Source organism: Actinoplanes sp. NPDC023714 (assembly GCF_040639855.1).
In the GTDB taxonomy this organism is placed as follows: Bacteria; Actinomycetota; Actinomycetes; order Mycobacteriales; family Micromonosporaceae; genus Actinoplanes.
Genome location: NZ_JBFAAR010000001.1, coordinates 374,475 through 400,147, shown reverse-complemented (window position 1 = coordinate 400,147; position 25,673 = coordinate 374,475). Strand labels below are relative to the sequence as shown.

Sequence of the window (25,673 nt, the reverse complement as noted above, 5' to 3'; positions counted from 1 at the left end):
ATCTGCCAGCGCGGAAGCGGGAGTACGACGAGGACGACGTCCGGGTCCGGCCGGGGCGCTCGTCGCGCCCGCGTACCCGGACCCGGCCGAAACACGACGACGCGGTCGACGCCCTGGTGATCACCGTCGACCGCGGCCGGTACGGCTGCGTCCTCGAGGACACCGGAGAGACGAAGAGCGGGACGAGGGGCGCCGCGGGCGGCTTCGAGGTGATCACCGCGATGCGCGCCCGCGAGCTGGGCCGCAAGTCGGTGGTGGTCGGCGACCGGGTGTCGCTGGTCGGCGACGTGTCCGGGGCGCCCGGCGCGCTGGCCCGGATCGTGCGGATCGGCGAGCGCACGTCGGTGCTGCGCCGGACCGCCGACGACGACGACACGACGCCCGAGGGCCGTCTCGAGCGGGTCGTCGTGGCGAACGCCGACCAGCTCGTGATCGTGAGCGCGCTGAGCGACCCGCCGCCGCGGACCGGGTTCATCGACCGGTGCCTCGTCGCGGCGTACGACGCCGACGTCGAGCCGCTGCTCTGCCTCACCAAGGCCGACCTGGCCGGTCCCGAGCAGGTGCTCGACTACTACGCCGAGCTCGACCTGCCCTATGTGCTGGTCAAGCCCGGCAGCGACCTCGACGAGCTGCGCGGGCGGCTGGCGAGCCGGATCTCGGTCCTGGTCGGCCACTCCGGGGTGGGCAAGTCCACGCTGGTGAACCGGCTGGTCCCGGACGCGCTGCGGGCGGTCGGCGCGGTGAGCGCGGTCGGCAAGGGCCGGCACACCTCGACCAGCGCGGTGGCCCTCCGGCTGCCCCCGGTCGGCAAGTCGAAGAAGGATCCGGGCTGGATCGTCGACACGCCCGGCATCCGCAGCTTCGGCCTGGCCCACGTGAGCGCCGAGAGCCTGCTGCACGGATTCCCCGACCTGGTCGAGGGCACCCTCGAGGACCAGCCGAACTGCGGGCACACGGCGGCCGACGGCGACTGCCGGCTGGACGCGTGGGTCGCCGAGGGGAAGGCCGACGCCCGGCGCCTGGCCTCGTACCGAAGGCTCCTGGCCTCGCGGGCCGGTGAGCTGGACGCGCGGAACGAAGAGGGATCCACCACCTAGATCGCGGCTCCTCATGGACTAACTTCTCACCATGGCCGGATATGCGGACGATCTCGCGCTTGCCCATCTGCTCGCCGACACGGCCGACGCCGTCTCGACGGCCCGGTTCCGGGCGCTGGATCTGCACGTCGAGGCCAAGCCGGACCTCACGCCGGTGACCGACGCGGACACCGCGGTGGAGAAGGCGATCCGGTCCACGCTGGCCCGGGCGCGCCCGCGGGACGGCGTGCTCGGCGAGGAGTTCGGCAGGTCGGTGGCGGCCGCCGGGCCGGGCAGCCGGTACTGGGTGATCGACCCGATCGACGGGACGAAGAACTTCGTGCGCGGCGTGCCGATCTGGGCCACCCTGATCGCGCTGATGGAGGGCGACACCCCGGTGGTCGGCCTGGTCTCCGCCCCGGCGCTGGGCCGGCGCTGGTGGGCGGCGCGCGGCCTGGGCGCGTTCGCGGGCAAGCACCAGCACGCCGCGACCCGGATCAGCGTCTCCTCGGTGCGCCGGCTGACCGACGCGAGCTTCTGCTACGCCAGCCTCAACGGGTGGGCCGGCAACGGCAGGCTGGACGCCCTGCTCGACATCCTGCTCGGGGTGTGGCGCAGCCGGGCCTACGGCGACTTCTACGGATACATGCTGCTGGCCGAGGGCGCCCTGGACGCGATGGCCGAGCCGGAGCTCTCGCTCTGGGACATGGCGGCGCTGATCCCGATCATCACCGAGGCCGGCGGCAAGGTGACCGACCTGGACGGGCGCCCGACGGCCGACAAGAGCTCGGTGGTCGGCACGAACGGCCTGCTGCACGAGAGCGTCCTCACCGCCCTCGCCCGCCGGAGTTGACGTCCCGGTGGCATGAGACCCGCGGGGCGGGGTACCCAGCAATCTCCGGTGACGGCCGATCCTCACGCCGAAATGCGAGGAGGGGACGCGTTATGCACAATGGAGCGATCATGCCGAGCGAGGTTCGTCACCCGGTGGACCGTGACCAGGCCTATCCCCTGGTCCGGCTGACCGGGGTGCTCGATGACGACACCGTCGCGTCGGCCCGGTCCACCCTGCTCGACGAGCTGGCGAACCAGCCCGAGGCGATGGTCGTGGACGTGGCGGGCGTCGAGGCGCCGCACGCCGGCGCGGTCGGGATGCTGCGCGAGGTCCTCGACGAGACCCGCGACTGGCCCGGCTCGCACCTCGCGCTCAGCGGGACCACCGACGCGGCCGTCTGGCAGCCGAGCGGCTGGCCGGTCTGGCCGGACCCGGGCGAGGCGTTCGCGGCGCTGGGCGACCCGGACGGGCAGTACCACCGCCTCAGCCTCGACCTGGAGCCGGAGGTGGGCGCGGCCCGCCGGTCCCGCGAGATGATCACCGAGGCGTGCGGGCGGTGGAACCGGCCGGCGCTCACCGGGAGCGCCTGCATCGTGGCGACCGAGCTGGTGAACAACGTGGTGGCGCACGCCCGGACGCCGATGCGGTTCCTGCTGGCCCTGCACGGCGACACGATGAGCGTGGCGGTGCGCGACGGCTCCCCCGTGGTCCCGCGGTTCACCGGGCCGGTCGCCCCCACGTCGTACGGTGGCCGCGGTCTTCTCTTGATCGACACGGTCTCGTCCCGGTGGGGTCACCTCGCTCTGAGCGGCGGCAAGGTGGTGTGGGCGCAGCTCGAGCCGGATAGCGGCGGCACAGCGGAATGAGCCCTCCGATCCGTGGGTAGATTGCGGACATGCGAGACAACGACTACCCGGCCGAGGTCAGCGACCCGGAGGCCTCGGGACTACCGGACACCGCCGATGACGACTCCACCGCGTACGACGAGGTGAACAGCCCCCGGTGGGCCGACGGAGCGGATCCCGCCGCGCTGGCCGGCGTCGGGCCCGGCGGGTCGAACCGGTTCGGCGACACCGCGGAGGAGCAGCTCCAGGGTGAGTCGCTGGACCAGCGTCTGCGCCAGGAGGTGCCGGACGTCGGCGCCGAGCGGGAACAGATCAAGCCGGAGCGCAACCTCTTCGACGAGACCGTCGACGACCCCGAGCAGCGGGCGTTCGACCGGGACGTCTGGGAGCCCGGGCCCACCTCGGACCCGGACTCGCCGGTCTCGCTCTACGACGACGGCCAGCTCGACGAGGAGAGCCCGGAGCCGGTCGGCCGCCTGGTCGCCCCGGACGAGGGTTCCGGCTGGGACGACGAGCCGGACAGCGTCGCCTACGACGCGGGCGCGGCCGGCGGCGGCGCCAGCGCCGAGGAGCTGGCCATGCACGAGACCCGCGCTCCCGACTACGACTGAGTTTTTTGCCTCCAACCCTTGCTGAAAGCGCTCCCAAGCGCGCATTGTGCACGCGCGAGTGATCAAGGGGTGGGAGTCTTCGATGAAGTGCGCGCGTCTGCTGCGGTCGCTCACGGCGGCCGCAGTGCTCGTCTCCGGCCTGGCCGCGTCCGCGCCGGCCCGCGCCGACGCGACGGTGACGCGCATCGTCTTCGACGACGCCTTCGACGGGGACCGCGGCGCCGCGCCGGACGCCGCCAAGTGGTCGCCGGTCCCGGAGGCCTGGCTCGACGGCGCCGGCCTGCTCGCGCTCGACGACCCGATGCGGAGCGCCGCCACCTTCACCCAGAAGTCCGGGCACGCCGAGGCGAAGATCAGACTCCGGCGTACGTCCGGCGCGTGGCGTGCGCTGGGCGTCCTCGACGAGACCGGGCAGATCCCGGCCGGACGGGTCGAGGTGCTCGCCGACGACGGCGTGGACGACGACGAGTTCCACACCTACGCGATCGACTGGACGCCCTCCGCGATGGTCTGGTCGGTGGACGGCACCGAGGTCATCCGCTTCACCCGGGCCGTGAGCGGCGCGCCGTTCTTCCTGGTCCTGAACCTGAACTCGAGTGGCCGCCGGGCGCCCGCCATGGTGGTCGACGCGGTGCGGGTCACCGTCGAGGTCCCGGTGAAGAGCACGCCGTGGAAGAAGTTCACGACGTACGAGGCCGGCCGGTACGTCTCGTACAAGGGTGGCACCTACCGGGTCCGCGAGCGGCACACGTCGCTGCCGGGGTGGCAGCCGAGCCTGGTTCCGGCCCTTTTTCAGAAAATCTGACGTTTTCGTTATCCGGTGGTTCCGGAACCCGTCTCCATTGACCGGTGACAGTCAATCTCTAAAGACTGTTTGGAGTAACGGCCTTCCCTCTCCCCGGAGGATCCCCCATGCGTAAGTTGAGAACCCTGCTCAGCGTGGCCGTGGTAGCGACCACCCTGGCCGGCGCGCTGACCCTGGCGTCGCAAGGCGACACCGCCGAGGCCGCGATCGGCCCGGTCACCTGGTCCGACGAGTTCAACGGCGCGGCCGGCGCGCCGGTGGACGGCTCGAAGTGGAACTTCGACACCGGCGGCGGCGGCTTCGGCAACAGCGAGCTGCAGTACTACACGAACTCGACGAACAACGTCCGGCAGGACGGCGCCGGCCACCTCGCGATCACCGCGCGCAAGGAGAACCCGTCCAATTTCCAGTGCTGGTACGGCACGTGCCAGTACACCTCCGGCCGGATCCTGACCTCCGGCAAGTTCACCCAGAAGTACGGGCGCTTCGAGGCGAGCATCAAGATCCCGAAGGGCCAGGGCATCTGGCCGGCGTTCTGGATGCTCGGCGACAACCTCGGCAGCGTCGGCTGGCCGCAGTCCGGCGAGATCGACATCATGGAGAACGTCGGCAAGGAGCCGAACAAGGTCTACGGCACCGTCCACGGCCCCGGCTACTCCGGCGGCAGCGCCATCAGCGGCAGCCGCACCCTCGGCGCCCCGCTCGGCGACGCGTACCACTCGTACGCGGTGGAATGGTCTCCCAACCTGATCGTCTGGTTCCTCGACGGCGTCGAGTACCACCGCGTCACCCCGGCCACGCTCGGCGGCCGTCAGTGGGTCTTCGACCACCCGTTCTTCCTGATCCTGAACGTGGCGGTCGGCGGCAACTGGCCGGGCAGCCCGGACGCGAGCACGTCCTTCCCGCAGACCATGCTGGTCGACTACGTCCGGGTCTCGGCCTGGAACGAGGGCAGCACCCCGCCGCCGGCCACCGGCTCGGCGCTGAAGAGCAACTTCAACGGCCGCTGCATCGACATCCCGAACGGCAACAGCGCCGACGGCACCCGCCTGCAGATGTGGGACTGCAACGGCAGCACGGCCCAGCGCTGGACGTCCAACGCCGACGGCACCCTGCGCGCGCTCGGCAAGTGCATGGACCCGGCCGGCGGCGCGCTCGCCAACGGCACCCCGATCCAGCTGGTCACCTGCAACGGCAACCCGGTGCAGCGGTTCACCCTGTCGGCCGCCGGTGACCTGGTCAACGTCTCGGCGAACCGGTGCGTCGACATCCGGGAGTGGAACAGCGCGAACGGCGCCCAGCTCCAGCTCTGGGACTGCGGCGGCACCGCCAACCAGAAGTGGACGAGGGCCTAGGACCGATAGTCGTCCCCGTAGACCTTCCAGGTCAGCGGGGTGGTGAGGTCCAGGTTGCCGGATCGCAGGAACACCCGCTGCGCGGTCTCCACGCGGCTGGTGTCGCTGTGCGCGGCCTCGGTGCGCATCTCGGCGGACCGGGCGTTCAGGAACGCCGTGAGGTAGGCGATCTCGTCGCCACCCCGGCCCGGGGTCCGGGCGGCAGCAGCCGCCCGGTCCCGGATCTCCCTCAGCCCCTCCGGGCCGTGCATGACCGCGGCGTCGTAGTACGCGAACTGACCCAGCGCCCGCAGCCCGTCGGACTTCGCGAGCCGGACGGCCGGGTCGAAGTAGATCCGGTCCCGGGCGTCCTCCTGGACCCTCCGGAAGACCGGGTCGGCGGCGGCCGCCTTCCACGCTCTCGTGAAGCCGGCGCCGAGCCCGGCGTGCGAGTCGGTGCCGTCCACCCTCCGCAGCGCCGGCAGGTAGCGGGCCAGGCCGTTCGACGGCTTGCGGCGGGCGTACTCGGCCACCACGCCGAGCATGTCCGAGGTGCCGGACGTGAAACCGACGAGCCCACCGGTGTAACCCCGCCCGTCGCCGATGTCCTCGATGTATCCGTACGAGGACCGCCAGTCGAGGGTCGAGTTCTCCGCGCTGGCGACCAGCTCGAGGGCGGTCTCCTTCTTCGGCGCGGCGGTCAGGTCGGCGGCCGCGGCCGGAACCGCGGCGGAGGGCACCCGCCCGCTCTCCGCGACCGGCCCCGACGGGCCCGGGCCGTACGCCCGCATCTCCCACAGCGAATAGCCACCCGACTCGACCGAGCGCCGGGTGGCGAGCAGGCGCAGATAGCGCCCCGAGCCGTGCAGCCCGCGCACGTCGTCGGCGCCGCCGTCGGACCGCTCGGCGCGGAACAGGTCGGTCCACACCGAACCGTTCGCCGAGATCTGCAGGCGGTACGCCTTCGCATAGACCTTCGCCCAGCTCAGGTGCACACGATGGACCTCCTGGGCGGCGCCCAGGTCGATCTGGACCCACTGCGTCCCGGGCCCGGCCGCGCTCGTCCAGCGGGTCCGGCCGTCGCCGTCGGCGGCCGCCGTGCCCGCCCAGGACACCGACGCGGCCGAGGAGGCCACGGCCGGGCGGCCCTGGGAGATCAGCACATCGGCGCCGCCCGCCGCGGCCAGCCCGACGGCCGGCGGCACGAGAAGCACCGCGACAATCCCACCAGCCAGCAACGAACCGCCCCGAGAACGCATAGATTCAACGCTAGGGCGGGACGGGTCAGCGACGCCTGCGGTTCCGCGAAATCAACACTATCGCCAATATGACGCCGCCCACGACGAAGAGGCAGCAGAGCAGCCCGAAGCCGATGAACCCGAATCCGCCTCGTGACCTGCGCCGGGCCGCCTCGACCGCCAGGTCCGCCACGCCGTTGCTCGCCGCCCACGCATGAGCCGGGACGACCAGGGTGAGCACCGCGCCGGTCACGGCGGCGGCCACCCGCGACCACCACTTCGCAAGCTTCTCTGGATAGGCCATGTACCCAATGCTGACTCATGAGCGCAACGGGTAATGGGGCGGTACCGACGGAAGGACAGGCAATGGACGCGGATCTGGTGGCGCTGGCCGAGGCGCACGGGGTTGCCACGTGGTACGAGGACTGGCGGCGCAAACGCACCGAGGTCTCCGAGGAGTCCGTGCGCGGCGTGCTCGGCCTGCTCGGCGCCTCGCCGGAGAGCCCGGCCCGGGACGCGGATCGCCTGCCGGGGACGATCGTGCTGCGCGCCGGTGAGCCGGTCCCGGTCCCCGGCGAGATCACCCTGGAGGACGGCACCACCTTCGCCGGAGGTGAGCTCCCGCTCGGCTGGCATCGGCTCCGCAGCGGTGACCGCGAGGTCACCCTCGTCGTGTGCCCGGCCGAGCTTCCCGAGCCACCCGAGACCTGGGGCTGGATGATCCAGCTCTACTCGCTGCACTCGGCGGACTCCTGGGGCATGGGCGACCTCGGCGACCTGAGGACGTTCGTGGCCGGCGCGGCCGGCGCCGGGCTCGTGCTGCTCAACCCGCTGCACGCGATCACGCCGACGCACCCGGTGCCGGCGTCGCCGTACTCGCCGTCGAGCCGGCGCTTCGCGAACCCGCTCTACCTGCGGATCACCGACCTGGACGCGTACCGGCGGGCGGACGCCGCGCTCCAGGCCCGGGTGGACGCGCTGAAGCCGGCTCCGCCCGCCGACGGCCTGATCGACTACGACGCGGTGTGGGCCGCGAAGCTGGCCGCGCTGGAGCTGCTCCGGCCGCTCGCCGGCGACGTCGACCTGGAGGGCGACCCCGGGCTCACCGACTTCGCCCGGTTCTGCGCGCTCGCCGAGGAGCACGGCCCGGACTGGCGGAAGTGGCCGGAGCGGCTGCGCCGGCCGGACTCGCCGGACGTGCTCGCCTACCGCTCGGAGCGCGTCGCCTTCCACGCCTGGGTGCAGCACCTCGTCGAGGAGCAACTCGTCGCGGCCCGGGAGGCGGCGGCCGGGATGCCGGTGGGGATCGTGCACGACCTCGCGGTCGGCATCGACCCGGGCGGCGCGGACGGCTGGCTGCTCCAGGACGTGCTCGCGCCGGGCGTCCGGGCGGGCGCGCCGCCGGACGCGTTCAACCAGCTCGGCCAGGACTGGGGACTCGCCGCCTGGCGCCCGGACCGGCTGGTGGAGACCGGCTACGCCGCCTACCGGGACATGCTGCGCCGGATCTTCCGGCACGCCGGCGGCCTGCGGGTCGACCACGTGGCCGGGCTCTGGCGGCTCTGGTGGGTGCCGCCGGGCCTGGGCGCGGCCGAGGGCACGTACGTGCACTACGACCCGGAGGCGATGCTCGGCATCCTGGCGCTCGAGGCGCATCGGGCCGGCGCCGTGGTGATCGGCGAGGACCTCGGGACGGTCCTGCCGGAGGTGACCGAGGGCCTGTCGCGGACGAACATGCTCGGCTCGGCCGTGCTGTGGTTCACCCGCGACGACGACGGCGACTACCTGCCCGCGGCCGAATACCCGCGCAACGCCCTGGCCAGCATCTCCACCCACGACCTCCCGACCGCCGCCGGCTTCCTGGCGGGAGAGCAGGTGACCGTACGGGCGGAGCTGGGTCAGCTGGCGGGTCCGGTCGAGCAGGAGCGCGCCAACTGGCGGAAGGACCGGGCCGAGCTCCTGGATCTGCTGCGTGCCGAGGGTCTGCTCGGCGAGGACGCCACCACCGAGGAGACCGTGCTCGCGATGCACCGGTTCCTGGCCCGCACCCCGTGCCGGCTGGTCACCGCGTCGCTGCACGACGTCCTGCTGGAGAGCCGCCAGCCGAACCTGCCCGGCACCTTCGACGAGTACCCGAACTGGCGGATCCCGCTCACCCCGGACCTCGCCGACGTGATCCGGCACCCGATCTTCGGGGAAGTGGCCGGGATTCTGGGTAAGAGGAGCCACATGGGCTTCCTGGACAAGGCCAAGGAACTGGTCAACAAGCACGAGGACAAGGTCGACGCCGCGCTCGACAAGATCGGTGACGAGGTGGACCGGCGCACCGGCCACAAGCACACCGCCAAGATCGACCGCGGCGTCGAGGAGATCAAGAAGCGCACCGGGCCGACGGCGGGCCCCACCGGGGGAACTCCGCCGCCGCCCGCGGTCTAGACCGCGAGGGGCTCCGGCGGCGGGTCGTCGTCCACCGCGTAGAGCATCGGGTGCAACGGCAGGAAGGTGTCCGGCTGACGGCAGCGAGCGGGCGGCAGCAGCGACGAGCCGTGCTGCGGGTGCTCCCGGCAGTGCCGGTGCGCCCGGTTCAGCGCGTCCTCGTGGTGCCGCCCGCCGCCGTACTCACCGCAGCCGGTGCAGTCCCAGCGCCAGAACGGCGCGCCCTCATCGGAGGTGTGCCGGCGGATCCGCAGCGGCGGGCCGGCGCGATGCTTCGCGGCGGCCAGGATTCCGGGCATCTCGCGGACCGGCGGCGGCCCTGATGGCCGCCGCTGGCTCATGATCTCGGCAAGCACGTTGCTCGACACCGTCACCTCCGTGTTCGTGGTGTTGCGTTTCAGTGTGAAGCGCACCCCATGAGCCGGATGGCGGTTTTGCCCTTTTTCCCTGCTTATCGGCCTCTTATCGGCTGGTCGTCAAGCCCAGCGACGACGCGGTCACCCCCGGGAAGACCGCGGACAGGTCGGCGGCCCCGCACCGGGTCCGCAGGATCTCGCCGATCACCGACCGGTAGTCGGTGGTCACCGCGAGGTCGCCATCGCGCAGGTCCGCCGCGGTGAGACCGGGCCACCGGCCGTACACCCGGCCGCCCCGCACGCCGCCGCCCAGCACGAACATGGCGTTGCCGTACCCGTGGTCCAGGCCGCCCGAGCCGTTCTGGGTGACCCGGCGGCCGAACTCGCTGATCGTGATGAGCGAGACCCGGCTCAGGCCCTCCGGACCCAGGTCGGCCGCGAACGCCGCCAGCGCCGTGGCGAACGCCTTCAGCTGGTCGTACATCCGCCGGCCGGGCGCCGCGACGCCGAGGTTCTCGTGCATGTCCCAGTCACCGGAGTCGACGGTGGCGCTCATCAGGCCGGTCCCGCTCCTGATCAGCCGGGCCACGTCGCGCAGCGCGCGGCCGAGGTCGGTGTCCGGGTAGACCGCGCCGTTCGCCGGCGTGTACCCGGCGGCCCGCAGCCCGGCGCCCCGGCTCAGCGCGCCGGTGAGCTGGCCGGCGGTCTGCGCCAGCGCGGCCGGCGCCCCCTCGTAGAGCCTGCTCATCGTCGCGGCGATCGGCCGGTCCGCCTGATCGCCGGTGAGCTGCAGCTTGTCGATCGAGGTGAGGCCGAGGTACGGCGCCGGGCCGCCCAGCACCCGGGCCGGCATGGCGGTGCCCATCGCGACCGCCTGGAACGGGTCCGCGCCGCCGAGCGTGCCGAGCATCCGGTTGAGCCAGCCGGTGCGGATCGAGGTGCCCGGCGCGGCCCGCTCCAGCTCCTCCATGGCGGAGAAGTGCGACCGGTTCGGCGCCGGCTGGCCGACCGCCTGCACCGCGGCGAGCTGCCCGCCGGTCCAGTACGGCAGCAGCGGCGCGAGGGCCGGGTGCAGCCCGAAGACCGCGTCCCCGCCGATGAGCTGCGCCTTCGGCACGCCGATGCCGGGCCGGGCGGTGTAGTACGCGGCGTCGCCGTGCGGCACGACCGCGGACAGCCCGTCGAAGCCGCCGCGCAGCGAGAGCAGCACGATCACGTCGCCGTCGTACGAGGCGTCGGCCGCAAACGCGAGGCCGGTGTCGAGCTGCGATCCCACCAGCCCGGCGAACGCGCCGGCCGCGCCGGTGGCGAGCAGCCGCCGCCGGGAGACGGTGGCCTGACGCTGGTCGTCGCAGCAGGAGAAGGTCTCGGTCATCGTCACCTCAGCGCGAAGGAGGGGGAGTTCAACAACAACCCCATCAGGTACGGGAACATCCAGCCGGCCGCCGGATCGGTGGCCTTCAGCGGTGACGCCGGCGTCTTGCCATAGAACTCGGCGAGGGCGGTCACGTGCTTAGCCGGTGGGGCCGTGCCGAGCAGCCGCACGCCGAGCTGTGTGATCAACGCCCCGTACGTGGCGGGCAGCACGCCGAGCATCCCGGTCGCCGGGTTCGCCGGGCGGACCAGGGTGTCCGGCCACCAGCCGGCCGCGATGGAGAGGTGGAAGTTCCAGCGCACCAGCAGTCCGGACGGGGACGCCCAGGCGCTCGCGACGTCCGGGTACCCGTTCGGCGGCGCCCAGTTCATCGGCGCGTGGCCGGCGTCCCGGGCCATCCCGTAGAGGCTCTCCAGGAACTTCGTCCCGGACGTCGCCGGGCCGTAGCCGAGGGTCCGCACGGTCGCCGCGAGGTCCTCGAACGGCGTCCGGGTCTTCGCCCCGATCGACGCCGCGAACTGCGGCGACGTGAAGAGCGCGCGCAACACCGGCACGATCGCCGACCTGTTGTCGAGGTACACCTTGACCAGCGCGGTGATCAGGTCGGCCGGCGGCTCGTCGGCGACGAACCGGACGCAGAGCTTCGTGACGATCCGGCGGGCGGTGACCGGGTGCAGGGCCAGGTAGTCGAGGAGCGCGAGGGCGGCCGCCTCGCCGCCGGCCGCGGTGGTGTTGGCGTGCTGGAAGGACAGCACCCGGACGGCCCCGGTCGCGTGGCCGGCGCCGTCGTACCGGTACCGGCCGGTGGCGTTGTCCACGGTCAGGCCGGTGAGCAGGCGCGCCGCGTCCTTCACGTCCGACTCGGCGTAGGCGAGGCCGACGGTGTGCAGCTCCAGCAGCTCACGGCCGTAGTTCTCGTTCGGCGCGGCCTTCGTGGAGAACCGGTTGTCCAGGTAGGTGAGCATGGCCGGGTGCCGCGCCGACGCCTTGAGCAGGTCGGCGAAGGTGCCGAGCGCGTACTTGCGGATGACGTTGCGGTCGTAGTCGATCCGGCTGTCCCAGACGTCGCCGTGCGGGCAGGTGACGTTCAGGTGGTTGCTCCAGAAGTCCGCCATCACCTCGAACAGCTGGCGCTCGCCCCACATGGCCCGGGCCACCGCGGCGAAGCCGAGCTGCCACATCGGGTCCCAGCTGTACTGCTTGAGCGTGCCGGCGGCGACCCGGGCGCGGATGTCGGCGATGCCGAGGCCGGCCAGCGGCAGCCGGGCGACGACCCGCTCGGCCACGGTGTCCGGGATCGAGACCGGGTTGAGCTGCCGCTCCAGCCAGGCGCCGGCGCCCAGCCGGCGGATCTCGGCGATCGAGGAGGGGCTCGGCCCGAAGGTGGCCCGGCGCAGCAGGTGCAGGGCCTGATCGTCGGAGAGGAACTCCGCCGCCGCGCCCGCGGTGGAGGCGGTGGCCGCCGCGGCCGGCACGGCGGGAAGGGCGGCCGCCACACCGGCCGCCGCCGCCGTCCCGAGGACGCCGCGCCGGGTCATCGTCTGCTCGAATGCGCTCACGGACGCAGAAGTCGGAGGTTTCCCGGGTGATCGCTGGGTTCCCCGCGCCGCGCTACCGAACTGCTCCGGACATACTTGCCCGATGGCACAGCGCAGGGCGTCCCGGCGACGCGTGGAGACGGTCGCGTCCGGGGTCGCCGAGCTGGTGCCCGACCCCGACCGGGACACCGCCTGGACCCTGCTGCTCGACGGCGCGCCGCAGTCCCACGTCGACCTCGCCGACCCGTCGTACCTGCAGTTCGAGTACGTCCGCCGGATGGCCTCGGCGATCGACCTGATCGCGCCGGCCGGCCGGCCGCTGCGGGCCCTGCACCTCGGCGGCGGTGCGCTCACGCTGCCGCGCTACATCGCCGCGACCCGGCCCGGCTCCGCACAGCGGGTGATTGAGATCGACGGGCCGCTGGTCGAGCTGGTGCGCGAGGCGCTGCCGCTCCCGGCGGCGGGCAACATCCGGGTCCGGGTGGCGGACGCCCGGGCCGCCGTGGAGGGCATGCGCGACTCCGGGTACGACGTGGTCATCCTGGACGTCTTCGCGGGCGCCCGGACCCCGGCCCACCTGAACTCGACCGAGTTCGCCCGGCAGGTGGCCCGCGTCCTCGCCCCGGCCGGCTGGCTCATCGCGAACGTGGCCGACGGCCCGCCGCTCAAGTACGCCCGCAGCCAGGTCGCCACGATCCGGGCGGCCCTGCCCGAGGCCTGCCTCATCGCCGACGCCGGGGTGCTGCGCGGCCGGCGGTTCGGCAACCTCGTGGTGCTCGCCGGCCGGACCCCGCCGCCGGTCGCCGAGCTGACCCGCCGGGCCGCCGGCGACTGGTTCCCCGGCCGGGTGGAGACCGACCTCGATCGCTTCACCGGCGGGGTGGCGGCGGTCGCCGACGCCACCGCGACGCCCTCGCCGCCGCCACCGGCCGGCCTCTTCGGTAACCGAAAGTGATGACCAGATCGGCCGTAGGTGCACCACTGATCACCGCACTGCGTCGATTTCGCAAGTTCCGCTGTGATTCGCGCCCGGTGACTGGCGGCACCGGATGCGACAGGCTGTAATCGGTGCGGCCGCACATGGCGGATGCGGCGAACCACGGGGAAGGCGCACGATGTTCCACCAGCACTTCCTGTCCGCTCCCGGTACGGACCTGGGACCGCTGGACAGCGGGGAGCGTGTGCTCTGGCAGGGCCACTGCGCCGTCGCCGAGTACGCGTTCGACGAGGCGTCCTCGCTACCGCGGTGGACGCTGCCCGAGGAGACCGACGTCCTCGTCACCGACCGGCGCGTCCGCTACACCCACGCGGACGAGTCCACGCTGCGTAGCGGCGAGCTCTTCTGGCTCTGGCCGCAGCACCTGCGCGTGCAGCCGGGCAACCGGGAGACCGGGCGCAACGCCACGGTGACCCAGATCCAGCTCGTCTGCAACGGGCCGGAGGGCAGCTTCCCGGCCCTGGTCTTCGCCGGCGGCGCGCTCGCCACGGTCGGCGACGCCGACCGTCTCGCCAACGTGATGCGGCAGGCGATCGCCCGGTTCCGGGTGGAGAACGCGAACGAGATCGGCGTGCCGGCCCCGCAGGCCCGGATGCTGTCCCGGCTCGTGATCGGCCCGGAGTTCAGCAACTACCAGGGCGGCGAGGGGCAGACCGTGAGCCTGCTCGGCTCGGTGCAGGTCCCGGCCCCGTACGCCGGGGAGACGTATGCCGACGAGGCGTACGCCGACGAGCCGATCGACGTGGAGGTCTACGAGGCCGAGGAGGTGTACGAGGCCGCCCCGGTCTCGGCCGCTCCCGTCTCGGCCACTCCGATCTCGGCGACCCCCATCTCGGCGACCCCTGTCTCGGCCGGCCACGCCGTGGACCGGCCCGGCCTCGCCGCCGACGCGATCCGCGCCGAGCAGGCACTCCGGGCCGAGCAGGACAGCCGGTACTCCGAGCCCGACCTCGCCTCCCGCGCCGCGAGCCTCGCGGCCCGGATCGCCGGCCTGGTCTCCGCCTCGGACGACGACCGGCCCGGCCAGGTCACCAACCTGTCGGCATACCTGAACGCCGACGTCGACCCCGGCACGGCGCGCTAGAGATCAGGCCTCGGACGCCCTGGTCGCCGACGGCGCCGCGAAGCACCGGCCCTCGGCGACCCGCTCGGCGTGCACCTGGTGGGCCCGGCGCAGCAGCGCCATGAGCTCGTCCTCCTGCCGGATCCGGTCCCGGTAGCGCTCGGGCAGCCCGCGCAGGCTCTGCTCCTCCTCGAGGAGACGGTGGTAGATCTCGTCGCAGTACCGCGGGTCGGTCTCGATGTCGAGGAACTCGGTGGCGTGCCGGCGGGCCGCCGCCACGTGCGTCCGGGCCCGTCCCTTCGGGCTGAGCAGCGACGCCACCACGGTGATCAGCAGGACGCCGACGATGACGCCGAGCGAGAGCGCCGTCGGGATCTCGGCGACGTCGACCGGCTCGCCGCCGTTGATGAACGGGATGTTGTTCTCGTGCAGCGCGTGCAGGACCAGCTTCACGCCGATGAACGCGAGGATGGCGGCCAGGCCGTAGGACAGGTAGACGAGCCGGTCCAGCAGCCCGTCGATCAGGAAGTAGAGCTGCCGGAGCCCGAGCAGCGAGAACGCGGTCGCCGTGAAGACCAGGTAGACGTTCTGGGTGAGCCCGAAGATCGCCGGGATCGAGTCGAGGGCGAACAGGATGTCGGTGCCGCCGATCGCCACCATGACGAGCAGCATCGGCGTGAGCATCCGCTTGCCGTCCTGGTAGGTGAAGAGCTTGTCGCCGTCGTAGTCGTCGGAGGTGTGCAGGAACCGGCGCGCCAGCCGGATCACGATGTTGTCCGGCGCCTCCTCCTCCTCGCCCTTGTTCCGCAGCAGGTTCCCTGCGGTGATCAGCAGGATCAGCCCGAAGATGTAGAAGATCCAGGCGAACGAGTTGATCAGCGCGGCGCCGACCAGGATGAACCCGGTCCGGGCCAGCAGCGACACCACGATGCCGAAGAGCAGCACCTTCTGCTGGTCCGCGCGCGGCACCTTGAAGCTGCTCATCAGCAGCAGGAACACGAAGAGGTTGTCGACCGAGAGCGCCTCCTCGGTGACGTATCCGGCGAAGTACTCGGCGCCCATCGTGGAGCCGCCGAAGATCCAGACCCCGACGCCGAACAGGATGGCGATCGACACGTAGATCGACGTCCACAGCGCGGCCTCACGCAGCCGGGGCACGTGCGCCTTGCGGACGTGGAAGAAGAAGTCGAAGAGCAGCAGGCCGATGATGAAGAGGACGGTCAGAACCCACACCACACCGGAGACCTGTTGCATGTGGTCATCCTAGGGCTGATCGGCGCCCGTCACTGCGGCGCGGCGCTGGGACGCGGTGAGAAACAGCACGCCCGCGAGGTTCGCACCGCGGAGGTCGGTCCCCCGCAGGTCGGCGCCGGTGAAGTCGGCCCGCCGCAGATCCGCGTCCCGCAGGTCGGCGCCGATCAGCAGCGCGCCCCGGAAGCTCGCACCGCGCAGATCGGCGCCGCGCATCCGCCGGCCGATCAGCTGGGCGCCGCTGTGGTCCGGCCGCCTGCCGCCGGCCGTCGCCCTCGCCATCTCGCTCGCCCGGCGCAGCAGCGGGTTCACCCGGCCGCGGTGGGCGTCCACGTCGAGCGCCCGCAGCTCCGCGGCGCTCGCCCCCGCAAGCTGATCAGTCTCGGTCAGGGCGGCCGAGAGCTTGGGATGCAGACGCCGTGCCTCCTCCAGCTTCAGCGCCTCGGTGAGGTACCACATCAGCTCGTGCAGCTGCCGCACGATCGGCAGCGACGCGAACATCTCCCCGGCGATCGCGGGCGTGGTCCGCCAGTCCCGCCCGCCGAACGTCTCCTGGGTGATCCGCTGCCCGGCGCCGAAGCAGTCGAAGACCACGCATCCCGGGAACCCGCGTTGCGGCAGCTCCTCGTGGATGCCGCAGAGGAAGTCGTCGCGCAGGTTCCGGCAGGGCCGGCCGGCGGGCTTGTCCACCGCGAAATCCGACGACTTGGCGAATGCCGGCGCGACGCAGCAGAGCGCGGCACAGCGGGAACAATCAGCGGCGAGACCAGTCACTTCATCGATTTTACGGCGGCCTCCCCGACCCCGATTAGGCGCTCCTCCGTAAGCGAGGTAAGGTTGTTCTTACCGACGCGGGGTGGAGCAGCTCGGTAGCTCGCTGGGCTCATAACCCAGAGGTCGCAGGTTCAAATCCTGTCCCCGCTACGAGTGAAAAAGGGATCGCGATCAGCGGTCCCTTTTTTCTATGGTACGGAACTCCGTGCGCCCGCCGTGGGCAGCGTGAACCAGAAGATCGTGCCCCCGCCGGGATTCCCGGCCACGCCCACGTCGCCGTTGTGGCGTTCGACGATCCGCTGCACGATCGCCAGGCCGAGGCCCGTTCCCGGATAGTTCTCGGAGCCTTCCACCCGGGTGAAAGCGTTGAAGACCTCGGACAGCCGGGATTCCGGGATTCCGATGCCGCGATCCGCTATCTCGACGCGGCAGAAAGACGTTTCCGTGACGTCCGTCGCACTGATCGAAATGCGGGCGTGCCGATCCTTCGGGGTGTACTTCACGGCGTTGCCGATCAGATTGTCGAGGACCTGGCGGATCTGCGACTCGTCGCCCAGGACCACCGGCAGCGGGGTGCGGGTGATCTCGGCGTCCGGCGCCGTGACGCGGCGTTCGGCGACGATGACGTCCACCAGCGCGCCGAGGTCCACCGGCTCGGACCTGAGGGTCGTGTTGTCGGCCGTGGCGTAGGCGAGCAGGTCCTCGATCAGGGCCTGCATCCGGCCGGCGCTGCTCTGCAGCCTGGCGAGGTGCGCCCGCTGCTTCTCGCTGAGGTCGCCGTCGTCGAGCAGCCGGATCATGTCGGCGTACCCGACCACGTTGGCGAGCGGGCTGCGCAGGTCGTGGGCGACCACGCCGGCGAACCCGACCAGCTCCTCCTCGCGGCGCCGGAGCTGCTGTTCCACGGCCTCCCTGCGGGCGATGTCGTCGCGGAGCTCGGCGGTGGCCTCGTCCACCCGGCGCAGCGCGCGGTCCCGGGACGTCACCACGGTGGCCGTCAGCGTCGCCAGCAGGATGGTGATCAGGCTGCCGGCGACCGCCGCGACCGGCGCGGGCCAGGCCTGACCGGCGGGCAGCAGCCGCACCGTGGGCCGTACGGTGAGCCGCCAGTGGCCCGGCGGCTCCGGCATGACCGTGGACCAGGCCGGCATCCGGTGGTCCGGCCGGGCCCCGGACTGCCAGGTGGCGACGGTGACCGGCCGGTCGCCGGAGACGTCGGCGAACTCGACGTCGACCTGCTCGCCCCCGATGAGCCCGACCGGCATCCCGAGGAACTCCCGCCCCAGGAACGTCATGACCACCCACCCGCGGACCTCGCCCGCCTCACCACCGCGCACCGCGGCCGCCATGACGAACGACCGGTCTCCGCCTCCCGCCGGCTCGAACGTGGCGCTCGTGACCACCCCGCCGCCCGAGCGGGCCTCGCGCAGAGCCGAGGCGACCGCCGCGACACTCGCGAGATCAACCCCTTGGGGTACGGTCGCGGGCCCCGTCAACGACTTCCCGAGCACGGCGAAGTAGTGCTCACCCGTCGCCGCCGGATCGGGCGAGAGCGTCAATTCCGGGTCGCCGGACTCCCGCCACCGCGCCTGAAGCCCAGCGACGTCCGCATCCCCGGCCGGCACCACGAACCCCACGGCGACCGCCCCCGGCAGCCGTTCCCCGTTCATCGGAGCCGTGATGGCCGCGAACGCAGCCGCGTCGACCTCCGGCTGGGCCCCGATCGAGGCCGACAGATCAGCGAGAGCGACGCCATATTGCACCAGCTCGGCCATCACCACTTTCGCGATGACGTCCCGCTTCTGTTCGAAGGCCCGCTCACTCCACCCCCGGGCCGACATGTGCAGAGCCACCGCCGACAGCCCCGTCCCCAGAGCCCCCAGCAGAACCACAAGCCCGATGACAACCGCAGACCGCCGCCACCGATCCATGAAAAGACGATAACGGCCCATTCCACCCGTACAGATGCAAAGGAATGAACCGCAACAGAATCCCCCACCGCAACCACCGCAACGTGGGGGGTTCGGGGGGCTCGGCCCCCCGGCAGACATGCGAAGAGGGACCGCGGTCTGCGCATTCCGCAGACACACGGTCCCAATTCACTCGTAGCGGGGACAGGATTTGAACCTGCGACCTCTGGGTTATGAGCCCAGCGAGCTACCGAGCTGCTCCACCCCGCGTCGGCCTGTTAACACTAGCGCACCGTCTCCGGGGGCTGCAAAACGGCCCCCGGAGACGGCTGCCACATCTAGCTTCCGGCGCTGGCCGTCGGCGCCATGGCGGGCGCCGACGTGGCCGGGGTGTCACCCTGAGCCGCGCCACCCTGGGCCGCCTGGAGTTGCTGGAAGCGGTTGATCGCGTCGTCGAGGGCCTTGAGCGCCTCGCCCTGCTTCACGAAGTCTCCGCTGCGCTGGGCTGCCTTCAGGTCTTCGATGGCGCGGTCGACGTCGGCCGCGGCCTGTGCCAGGTTGCCGGTGACCGCGGGTGGCGTCGTGGGCGTGGCGCCCGGCGCCGGCGACGCGGGTGTCCCGGTGCCCGGTGTCTGGCCCGGTGTCTCGGTGGTCGGTGTGCCCGATGTCCGGCCGAGTTCGGCCAGCGCCTCGAGGCCCTTCGTGAGGTTGTCCTCGAGGACGACGTAGGTGCCGCCGTCGCCGTAGGACATCAGGACCTTCTGCAGCAGCGGCGCGGCGTTGGCCTGGCTGTTGCTGCGCACGTAGACCGGTTCGACGTAGAGGATGTCCTTGTCGAGCGGCAGGGAGATCAGGTTGCCGTAGAGGACGGTGGCCTGCCCCTGTCTGCTGAGCAGCGCGAGGTCGGAGGCGACGTTCGCGTTGTTGACCATCCGCTGGTGCACCTGGACCGGGCCGGAGACGACGGTGTCGTCGGGCAGTTCCAGTATCTCCAGCTTGGGCTGCCCGTCGATGTAGGAGCCGGAGATGAGCGCGGCCATGTTCTCCCGGTTGGCGGGTGTGACGCCGGCGGTGAGCTGGAAGCGCGTCTCGTCCTGCTCGGGCAGCTTCACGTTCAGGTAGAACGGGGGCTGCTTCACGCCGTTCTGCGGCGCGTCCGGCGCGTTCGGGACCTCCCAGAAGTCGTTCCCGGAGAAGAACGTCTGCGGGTCGGTGACGTGGAACTTGGTCAGCAGGTTGCGCTGCACCTTGAACATGTCGGCCGGGTAGCGGAAGTGCGAGGACAGCTCGGCCGGGATCTCCGCCTTCGGGACTACGAGGTCGCCGCCGAACGCCTTGTTCCACGCCTTGAGAACCGGGTCCTTCTCGTCGAACTCGTAGAGCTTGACGGTGCCGTCGTACGCGTCGACGACCGCCTTCACCGAGTTGCGCATGTAGTTGACGTCGTCGCGGGCGAGGGCGAAGGAGCCCTGCCCGGTCAGCTCGTCCCGCGTCTCGGTGGCCAGGTTGATCTTCTGGGCGTACGGGTAGGTCTGCGCCGTCGTGTAACCGTCCAGAATCCAGACGATCTTGCCGCCGACGACCGCCGGGTAGGGGTCGCCGTCGATGGTGAGGAACGGTGCGACCTTCTCGACGCGCTCCCGCGGGTTGCGGATGTACATGAGACGCGACTTCGAGTTCACCGCGTCGGAGAGCAGGAAGTTGCTCTCGGTGTTCTTGATCGCGAAGACGGCCCGCTTGAAGAACGAGCCGATCGGCACGCCGCCGGTGCCCTCGTAGGTGTAGAGCTCGGAGGCGTCGCTGTTCTGCTCCTGGGGACGGTCGAACTCGACGTTCTTGTTCTCGTCCTCCTGGCCGACGATCACGTACTCGCTGGACTGCTCGCCGTAGTAGATCCGCGGCTGCTCGGCCTTGATCTCGTCGGTCGTCGAGGCGCAGTTGCCCTGCGCCGTGCTGCCGAGGAAGCCGGAGACGAAATACGGCAGGCCGGTGCCGCAGACCTGGTTGGCGGGCGCCGCCACGAGGCCGTAGCCGTGCGTGTAGACGGTGTGCCGGTTCAGCCAGTTCCGCTGCTGGGCGGTCAGCTTCTCGTCGTTGATCTCACGGGCGCCGACCACGTAGTCCTGGGTCTTGCCGTCGATCGTGTAGCGGTCGACGTCGAGCTTCTCGCCGAAGTCGTAGAAGCCCCGGGACTGCTGCGACTGGGTGAACGCCTGGGAGACCAGCTGCGGGTCGATGAGCCGGACGTTCTGCGCGCTGGAGTTCTCGGCCAGGTTCGCCGGCGGGCTGCCGCTGGCCGCGCTGTACTGCGTGACCTCGGTGGCGTCCAGGGCGAACGCGTCGCGCGTCGCGTCGATCGACCGTTTGATGTACGGCGCTTCCTTGTCCGACAGGCTCGGCTTGACCTGGAAGTTCTGCACGGCGAGCGGGTAGATGCCGCCGATCGCGACCGCGGAGATCGCGAGCAGGGCCAGCGAGACGCCGGGCCAGACCAGGTTCCGCATCACCGCGTTGGAGAAGACGATGATCGCGATCGCCACCACCACGGAGATGTAGGCGAGGATCTCCTTGGCCGGCAGCAGCGCGTTCACGTCGGTGTAGCCGGCGCCGTAGAGACCCGGCGACACGTGCTGCTCGAGCAGCAGCGCGCGGCGGTCGAGGATGTAGGCGACCGCCTTGAGCAGCACGAACACCGCCACCAGGGTGGTCAGGTGGGCCCGCGCCGCGGCGGTCATCCGGTCGCCGACGCCCTGCAGGCGGACGCCGCCGAAGATGTAGTGCACCGCCAGCGCGCCGAGCAGCGACAGCACCACGGCGGTGAAGCCGACGCCGAGCAGGTAGCGCCAGAGCGGGTACTCGAAGATGTAGAACGAGATGTCCACCTTGTGCTCGGGGTCCTGGACCCCGAACGAGCCGCCGTTGCGGAACAGCATCCAGTCGGCCCAGCGGCTCTGCGCCGAGAGGCCGGCGAAGAAGCCGACGATCAGGCTGACCACGGTGACCCAGGTGCCGAGGCGCGGCGCCAGGATCATCCGGTAGCGCTCCAGGGTGGCCTGTTCCTGGGAGTGGGGGCGCAGCAGCGGCCGGAGCCGGTACGCCAGGTAGAGGTTGCCACCCACCACGAGGGTCATCGCCACACCGACCGCCAGGAAGAGCAGCAACCTGGTGATCAGGACTTCCGAGAAGACGTTGGTGAAGTCGACTTCGGAGAACCACAGGTAGTCGGTGTACGCGTCGATGCCCCAACCGAGCAGCGTGAAAAGAATGAAGACCCCGACCAGGACGCCGACGGTGACGCGACCGCGCCGGCTCATCCTCGGTAGAGGACTGTTACGCATGACCAACGTTGGCTCCACACTTCGTCTGGCCGGTGATTCACCTTAACGATGTCGCATCCAGCTTCAATACGCGGACGAACTGTCTCGTCACCACCGGTAGGACCTACGACGCCGTACAGGGCTTCGGGGTTCCGCCGGAGGCGAATGTCGCAAGTGCGGTGAGGGCGTCATCCACCGTGGCGACCTCGGCCATCGGCAGGCCGGGCACGGTGTTGCGAAGCGCCTCCGCGCAGTTGTCCTCGGGCACCAGGAAGAGCTCGGCGCCCGCCTTCTTCGCTCCCACGAGCTTCTGCGGGATGCCGCCGATCGGCCCGACATTACCGTCGTCGTCGATGGTTCCGGTGCCCGCGATGATCTTGCCGCCGGTCAGATCCTCCGGCTTGAGCTTGTCGATGATGCCGAGGGAGAACATGAGGCCGGCGCTCGGCCCGCCGATCTTGTCGAGGTCGATCTCGATGTCGAACGGGTTCGGCTGGGTCGTCTCGATCTCGATGCCGATCCGCGGGGTGTCGTCGTCCCCGCCGGCCTTCGAGGTGATCTGCGCGGTGCCGGCCTGGCCGCCCCGGTCGTAGCCCACGGTCAGGGCGGTCCCGGCGGGCTTGGCCCGGATCAGCTCGGTGACCTGCGAGGGGTTCTCGATCTCGGTGCCGTCGACCGAGGTGATCACGTCGCCGGCGAGGAGCTTCCCCTCGGCCGCGCCGCCGGACGTGACCTTGCGCACCGAGGTGAGGACGGGGTATCCCAGCTCGCGCAGCGCGACCGTCTCGGCGCTCGTCTGCGACTGCTTCCACTCCTGCGCGTTCTGCTCCTGGACCTGTTTCTCGGTCTGGTCCGGCGGGTAGATCAGCTCCTTGGGGACGACCGCGTCCTCGCCGCTCAGCCAGCCCTCGATCGCCCAGACCAGCTCGACCTTCGACTGGACGTTGACGGTGGTGAGCCGCAGCTGGCCCTTCGAGGTCGAGGTCTCGCCCTTCTTGACCTGGATCACCTCGGTGCCGTTGTCGGAGCCGAGGGTGTCGACCGTGGGGCCGGGTTTGAGCACCACGTAGGGCAGGGGTGCGACCATGACACCGGCTGCCAGCAGAGCGGTGATCAGGGCGCCGAGGATGACCGTGACACCGCGACGTCTCATGCGCGTGAGCGTACCCACCCACCCTGAGTTCTCTCTGAACCCCTGAGTTCTCTCTGAGCTGACGGCTCCCTCAGTCCGCTACGGGCTTTTCACGCGTACCGTTGGGGACGTGCCTGATATCCCGTTCGGCTTCTCCCTGCCGGGCGCTCAGCCGCCCGACCCCTCCGACCCGCAGCAGATGCAGCAGTTCATGGCGCAGCTGCAGCAGATGTTCGCCGCGCCCGGCAGCGGTCCGGTGAACTGGGACCTGGCCCGGCAGGTCGCGGCCAGCCAGCTCTCCGCGACCGGCGACCCATCGGTGAACATGCTGGAGCGCCACCAGGTCGAGGAGGCGCTGCGCCTCGCCGACCTCTGGCTCGACCCGGTCACCGCCCTCCCGAGCGGCATCCACAAGGCCGTGGCGTGGAACCGCAACGAGTGGATCTACAACACCCTCGACGTGTGGAAGAAGCTGTGCGAGCCGATCGCCGGCCGCATGGTGGGCGCCATGGGCGACCTCGTGCCCGAGGAGGCCCGCGCCCAGCTCGGCCCGATGCAGTCGATGGTCGCCACCCTCGGCGGGGCGCTCTTCGGCGGGCAGCTCGGGCAGGCCTTCGGCCAGCTCGCCGCCGAGGTGCTCTCGGCCGGCGACATCGGCCTCCCACTCGGCCCGGCCGGCACCGCCGCGCTCGTGCCGTCCAACATCAAGGCGTACGGGTCCGGCCTCGAGCTCCCGGAAGACCAGGTCCGGCTCTACGTGGCCCTGCGCGAGGCGGCCCACCAGCGGCTCTTCGGGCACGTCCCGTGGCTGCGGTCGCACGTGCTGAGCGCGGTCGAGACCTACGCGAACGGCATCACCGTGAACCGCGAGGCCATCGAGGACGCGATGAGCCGGGTCGACCCGAGCGACCCCGAGTCGATGCAGCAGATGGCGCTCGAGGGCATCTTCACCCCCGAGGACACCCCGCAGCAGAAGGCCAGCCTGGCCCGTCTCGAGACGGCGCTCGCGCTGGTCGAGGGCTGGGTCGGCCACGTGGTCGACGCGGCCGCGGGCGACCGCCTGCCGTCGGTGGTCCCGCTCGGCGAGGCGTTCCGCCGCCGCCGGGCCGCGGGCGGTCCCGCGGAGCAGACGTTCGCGGCGCTGGTCGGCCTCGAGCTGCGCCCGCGCCGGCTGCGCGAGGCCGGGGCGCTCTGGGCGTCGGTGGCCGAGCACCGGGGCATCGGGGGGCGCGACGCGCTCTGGGACCACCCCGACCTGCTGCCCACCGAGGACGACTTCGCCGACCCCGCGGCCTTCGCCCGGACCCGCTCCGACTGGGACATCAGCGAGCTGGACAACCTGGGCGAGGCGCCCAAGGAGGACGACTAGTCCTCACCCTCCCAGGAGGGCTCGGGTGTTCTCCCAGCCCTCCAGGGCGGGGTCGAGCGTCGCCAGCGCGGCCGGTCCGCGCAGCCGGCGCCACTGCGGGGTCGAGGTGACCTCGCCGGGCGCCGGCGCCGTCCTGCGCAGTCGCTGCGGCGTCGCGGTGTCCAGGTCGTGGTCGGCCAGCCACTCCGGGGCGGGCAGGTTCGTGGCGACGCCGAAGAGCCCGCCGTCCGGGCCGCCGGGCGCCACCGCGACCGCGCGGCTGTCCAGCGGCTGGAGCAGCTTGCCCAGGGTCATGCCGGGGACGTCCGGCGCGTCCGCCGCGATGACGGCGGCCTGGTCGTACCCGTCCGCCGCGGCGGCGGCGAGCACCGGCAGGACCGTCGGGGACGGCACCTCGTAGATCTTCATGCCCGGCCAGGCGATCTCCTCGGCCAGCTCCCGGTCGCCGGGAGCGGCCGCGATCGCGGCGTCCGCCGTGGAGAGCCGGGCGAGCAGGTCGACCGTGTCCTCGGCCAGGGCCGCACGCCAGGCCGCCGGGTCCACGCCCGGAGGGCTCCACGGGACCGGGACGAGCAGGGTCACCACCACACGTCGCACCACAGCCGTCGAGCTTAGTGCTCGGCCATCTCCAGGTTGCCGGCCGCCGAGACGCCTTCGAGGTAGCCCCGGGCGCGCTCGGCCTTGGGGAACCGGTTGACCAGCTCCCAGAAGCGGGCGTTGTGGCTCGGCACGACCAGGTGGGCCAGCTCGTGCAGGACCACGTAGTCGATCACCCACTCGGGCATCTCCTGGATGCGGTGGGAGATCCGGATGGTCGCGTCGTCGGGGGTGCAGGAACCCCAGCGGCCGTTCTGGTTGGTGACCCATCGGACGCTGGCCGGCACCACCACGTCGGCGAAGTCGGCGAGGTAGCGCGCGGTCAGGCGCCTGGCCCGGGCCAGCAACTCGGCATCGGTGCACCTCAGGCGTTCCTCGCGGGCCGCGAGCCGGGCGAGCATCCGCTCCACCCACTCGGTCTCCTCGGCCCGGGAGAACCGGTCCGGGATCAGCACGACGACGCGCTCACCGTCGCGGTACGCGGACACCGTCCGGCGCCGGCGCTGACTGCGCCGCACCTCAACGACAGGCTTGCGCGTGCGGGCAGCCATTACCGGCTCGCGCGGCCCTGATTCGGGTTCACGTTGAGACGCTAATCCGCCAGCCCCTGGTCAACGCAAGAGTACGGGCAGGACGGTCTCCGAAAATGCGCACTTCCGCCGCATATACCCGAAAAAATTTTCCTCACCGGCAACACCCGAGGCATCCGTCAACCTAGACCATCTTCAACTCAGCCCTCAGGACGGCCCTCGTGTCGGTTTTATGCCGTTCTGATGGTAATCGTCGGCGTGTCCCGGCAAATCTGGCGCAAAAG

Annotated in this window: 21 protein-coding genes, 2 tRNA genes and 1 pseudogene; 11 read left to right on the top strand and 13 right to left on the bottom strand. The window is 71.4% G+C overall.

Annotated features, from left to right (window positions below):
* Positions 1-2 precede the first annotated feature (2 nt).
* From rsgA to AB0G10_RS01995, 6 genes are all read left to right on the top strand, one after another.
* The gene (gene rsgA / locus AB0G10_RS02020; RefSeq protein WP_360917919.1) at positions 3-1,097 is read left to right on the top strand and encodes a ribosome small subunit-dependent GTPase A; all 1,095 of its coding nucleotides are present in this window, start codon (positions 3-5) and stop codon (positions 1,095-1,097) included.
* 31 nt (positions 1,098-1,128) lie between these two features.
* Positions 1,129-1,929 (top strand): histidinol-phosphatase, encoded by an 801-nt coding sequence (hisN, locus tag AB0G10_RS02015; protein ID WP_360915075.1) that lies wholly within the window; start codon positions 1,129-1,131, stop codon positions 1,927-1,929.
* A 110-nt stretch (positions 1,930-2,039) separates the two neighbouring features.
* A complete protein-coding gene (locus tag AB0G10_RS02010; protein ID WP_360915072.1) occupies positions 2,040-2,777 on the top strand; it encodes an ATP-binding protein in 738 nt (245 codons plus the stop codon).
* A gap of 29 nt (positions 2,778-2,806) precedes the next feature.
* Positions 2,807-3,367: a DUF5709 domain-containing protein gene (locus tag AB0G10_RS02005; RefSeq protein WP_360915069.1), complete on the top strand. Its 561-nt coding sequence runs from the start codon at positions 2,807-2,809 to the stop codon at positions 3,365-3,367.
* 82 nt (positions 3,368-3,449) lie between these two features.
* Positions 3,450-4,172 carry a carbohydrate-binding protein gene (locus AB0G10_RS02000; protein WP_360915066.1) on the top strand — a complete coding sequence of 241 codons (723 nt, stop codon included), beginning with the start codon at positions 3,450-3,452 and terminating at the stop codon, positions 4,170-4,172.
* A gap of 107 nt (positions 4,173-4,279) precedes the next feature.
* Entirely contained in the window at positions 4,280-5,527 is a 1,248-nt protein-coding gene (locus AB0G10_RS01995) for a family 16 glycosylhydrolase (RefSeq protein ID WP_360915063.1), read from the top strand.
* On the opposite strand, the gene AB0G10_RS01990 is transcribed toward AB0G10_RS01995, so the two are convergent.
* On the bottom strand, positions 5,524-6,720 hold the full coding sequence (locus AB0G10_RS01990; protein ID WP_360915060.1) for a chitosanase: 1,197 nt from the start codon (positions 6,718-6,720) through the stop codon (positions 5,524-5,526). The two genes, AB0G10_RS01995 and AB0G10_RS01990, sit on opposite strands and share 4 nt — an antisense overlap.
* A 70-nt stretch (positions 6,721-6,790) precedes the next feature.
* Positions 6,791-7,048 carry a hypothetical protein gene (locus AB0G10_RS01985; protein ID WP_360915057.1) on the bottom strand — a complete coding sequence of 86 codons (258 nt, stop codon included), beginning with the start codon at positions 7,046-7,048 and terminating at the stop codon, positions 6,791-6,793.
* Positions 7,049-7,110: 62 nt separating this feature from the next.
* Between AB0G10_RS01985 and malQ the strand changes: the two genes are divergently transcribed.
* Positions 7,111-9,180, top strand: coding sequence for a 4-alpha-glucanotransferase (gene malQ / locus AB0G10_RS01980; protein ID WP_360915054.1), 2,070 nt, complete (start codon positions 7,111-7,113; stop codon positions 9,178-9,180).
* Here malQ and AB0G10_RS01975 read toward each other — a convergent pair.
* From AB0G10_RS01975 to AB0G10_RS01965, 3 genes are all read right to left on the bottom strand, one after another.
* Positions 9,177-9,548, bottom strand: coding sequence for a hypothetical protein (locus AB0G10_RS01975; protein ID WP_360915051.1), 372 nt, complete (start codon positions 9,546-9,548; stop codon positions 9,177-9,179). The two genes, malQ and AB0G10_RS01975, sit on opposite strands and share 4 nt — an antisense overlap.
* A gap of 94 nt (positions 9,549-9,642) precedes the next feature.
* The gene (locus AB0G10_RS01970) at positions 9,643-10,911 is read right to left on the bottom strand and encodes a DUF1501 domain-containing protein (RefSeq protein WP_360915048.1); all 1,269 of its coding nucleotides are present in this window, start codon (positions 10,909-10,911) and stop codon (positions 9,643-9,645) included.
* 2 nt (positions 10,912-10,913) lie between these two features.
* Positions 10,914-12,470: a DUF1800 domain-containing protein gene (locus tag AB0G10_RS01965; protein ID WP_360915045.1), complete on the bottom strand. Its 1,557-nt coding sequence runs from the start codon at positions 12,468-12,470 to the stop codon at positions 10,914-10,916.
* A gap of 82 nt (positions 12,471-12,552) precedes the next feature.
* On the opposite strand from AB0G10_RS01965, the gene AB0G10_RS01960 reads away from it, so the two are divergent.
* Positions 12,553-13,404, top strand: coding sequence for a fused MFS/spermidine synthase (locus tag AB0G10_RS01960; RefSeq protein WP_360915042.1), 852 nt, complete (start codon positions 12,553-12,555; stop codon positions 13,402-13,404).
* Between the two features lie 160 nt (positions 13,405-13,564).
* Complete coding sequence (locus tag AB0G10_RS01955) at positions 13,565-14,530, top strand: translation initiation factor 2 (RefSeq protein WP_360915039.1); 966 nt, start codon at positions 13,565-13,567, stop codon at positions 14,528-14,530.
* Between the two features lie 285 nt (positions 14,531-14,815).
* On the opposite strand, the pseudogene AB0G10_RS01950 reads toward AB0G10_RS01955, so the two are convergent.
* Both AB0G10_RS01950 and AB0G10_RS01945 read right to left on the bottom strand, forming a co-directional pair.
* Positions 14,816-15,763, bottom strand: a pseudogene (locus AB0G10_RS01950) (TerC family protein); the annotation flags it as partial.
* A 9-nt stretch (positions 15,764-15,772) separates the two neighbouring features.
* Positions 15,773-16,534: a pentapeptide repeat-containing protein gene (locus AB0G10_RS01945; RefSeq protein ID WP_360915036.1), complete on the bottom strand. Its 762-nt coding sequence runs from the start codon at positions 16,532-16,534 to the stop codon at positions 15,773-15,775.
* 76 nt (positions 16,535-16,610) lie between these two features.
* Between AB0G10_RS01945 and AB0G10_RS01940 the strand changes: the two genes are divergently transcribed.
* Positions 16,611-16,684: transfer RNA gene (locus AB0G10_RS01940), tRNA-Met, on the top strand.
* 38 nt (positions 16,685-16,722) lie between these two features.
* Here AB0G10_RS01940 and AB0G10_RS01935 read toward each other — a convergent pair.
* The 4 genes from AB0G10_RS01935 to AB0G10_RS01920 form a co-directional block, all read right to left on the bottom strand.
* Entirely contained in the window at positions 16,723-18,387 is a 1,665-nt protein-coding gene (locus tag AB0G10_RS01935; RefSeq protein ID WP_360915033.1) for a HAMP domain-containing sensor histidine kinase, read from the bottom strand.
* A gap of 253 nt (positions 18,388-18,640) precedes the next feature.
* Positions 18,641-18,714, bottom strand: a tRNA-Met gene (locus AB0G10_RS01930).
* 68 nt (positions 18,715-18,782) lie between these two features.
* The gene (locus tag AB0G10_RS01925) at positions 18,783-21,758 is read right to left on the bottom strand and encodes a UPF0182 family protein (RefSeq protein ID WP_360915030.1); all 2,976 of its coding nucleotides are present in this window, start codon (positions 21,756-21,758) and stop codon (positions 18,783-18,785) included.
* Positions 21,759-21,885: 127 nt separating this feature from the next.
* Positions 21,886-22,914, bottom strand: a complete 1,029-nt coding sequence (locus AB0G10_RS01920) for a PDZ domain-containing protein (protein ID WP_360915027.1) — start codon at positions 22,912-22,914, stop codon at positions 21,886-21,888.
* Between the two features lie 109 nt (positions 22,915-23,023).
* Here AB0G10_RS01920 and AB0G10_RS01915 point away from each other — a divergent pair, with 109 nt between their 5' ends.
* Positions 23,024-24,262 (top strand): zinc-dependent metalloprotease, encoded by a 1,239-nt coding sequence (locus tag AB0G10_RS01915; RefSeq protein ID WP_360915024.1) that lies wholly within the window; start codon positions 23,024-23,026, stop codon positions 24,260-24,262.
* 3 nt (positions 24,263-24,265) lie between these two features.
* Here the strand turns inward: AB0G10_RS01915 and AB0G10_RS01910 are convergent, their stop codons facing one another.
* A complete protein-coding gene (locus AB0G10_RS01910) occupies positions 24,266-24,862 on the bottom strand; it encodes a hypothetical protein (protein WP_360915021.1) in 597 nt (198 codons plus the stop codon).
* A gap of 11 nt (positions 24,863-24,873) precedes the next feature.
* Positions 24,874-25,410 carry a M48 family metallopeptidase gene (locus tag AB0G10_RS01905; RefSeq protein ID WP_360915018.1) on the bottom strand — a complete coding sequence of 179 codons (537 nt, stop codon included), beginning with the start codon at positions 25,408-25,410 and terminating at the stop codon, positions 24,874-24,876.
* Between the last annotated feature and the right edge of the window lie 263 nt (positions 25,411-25,673).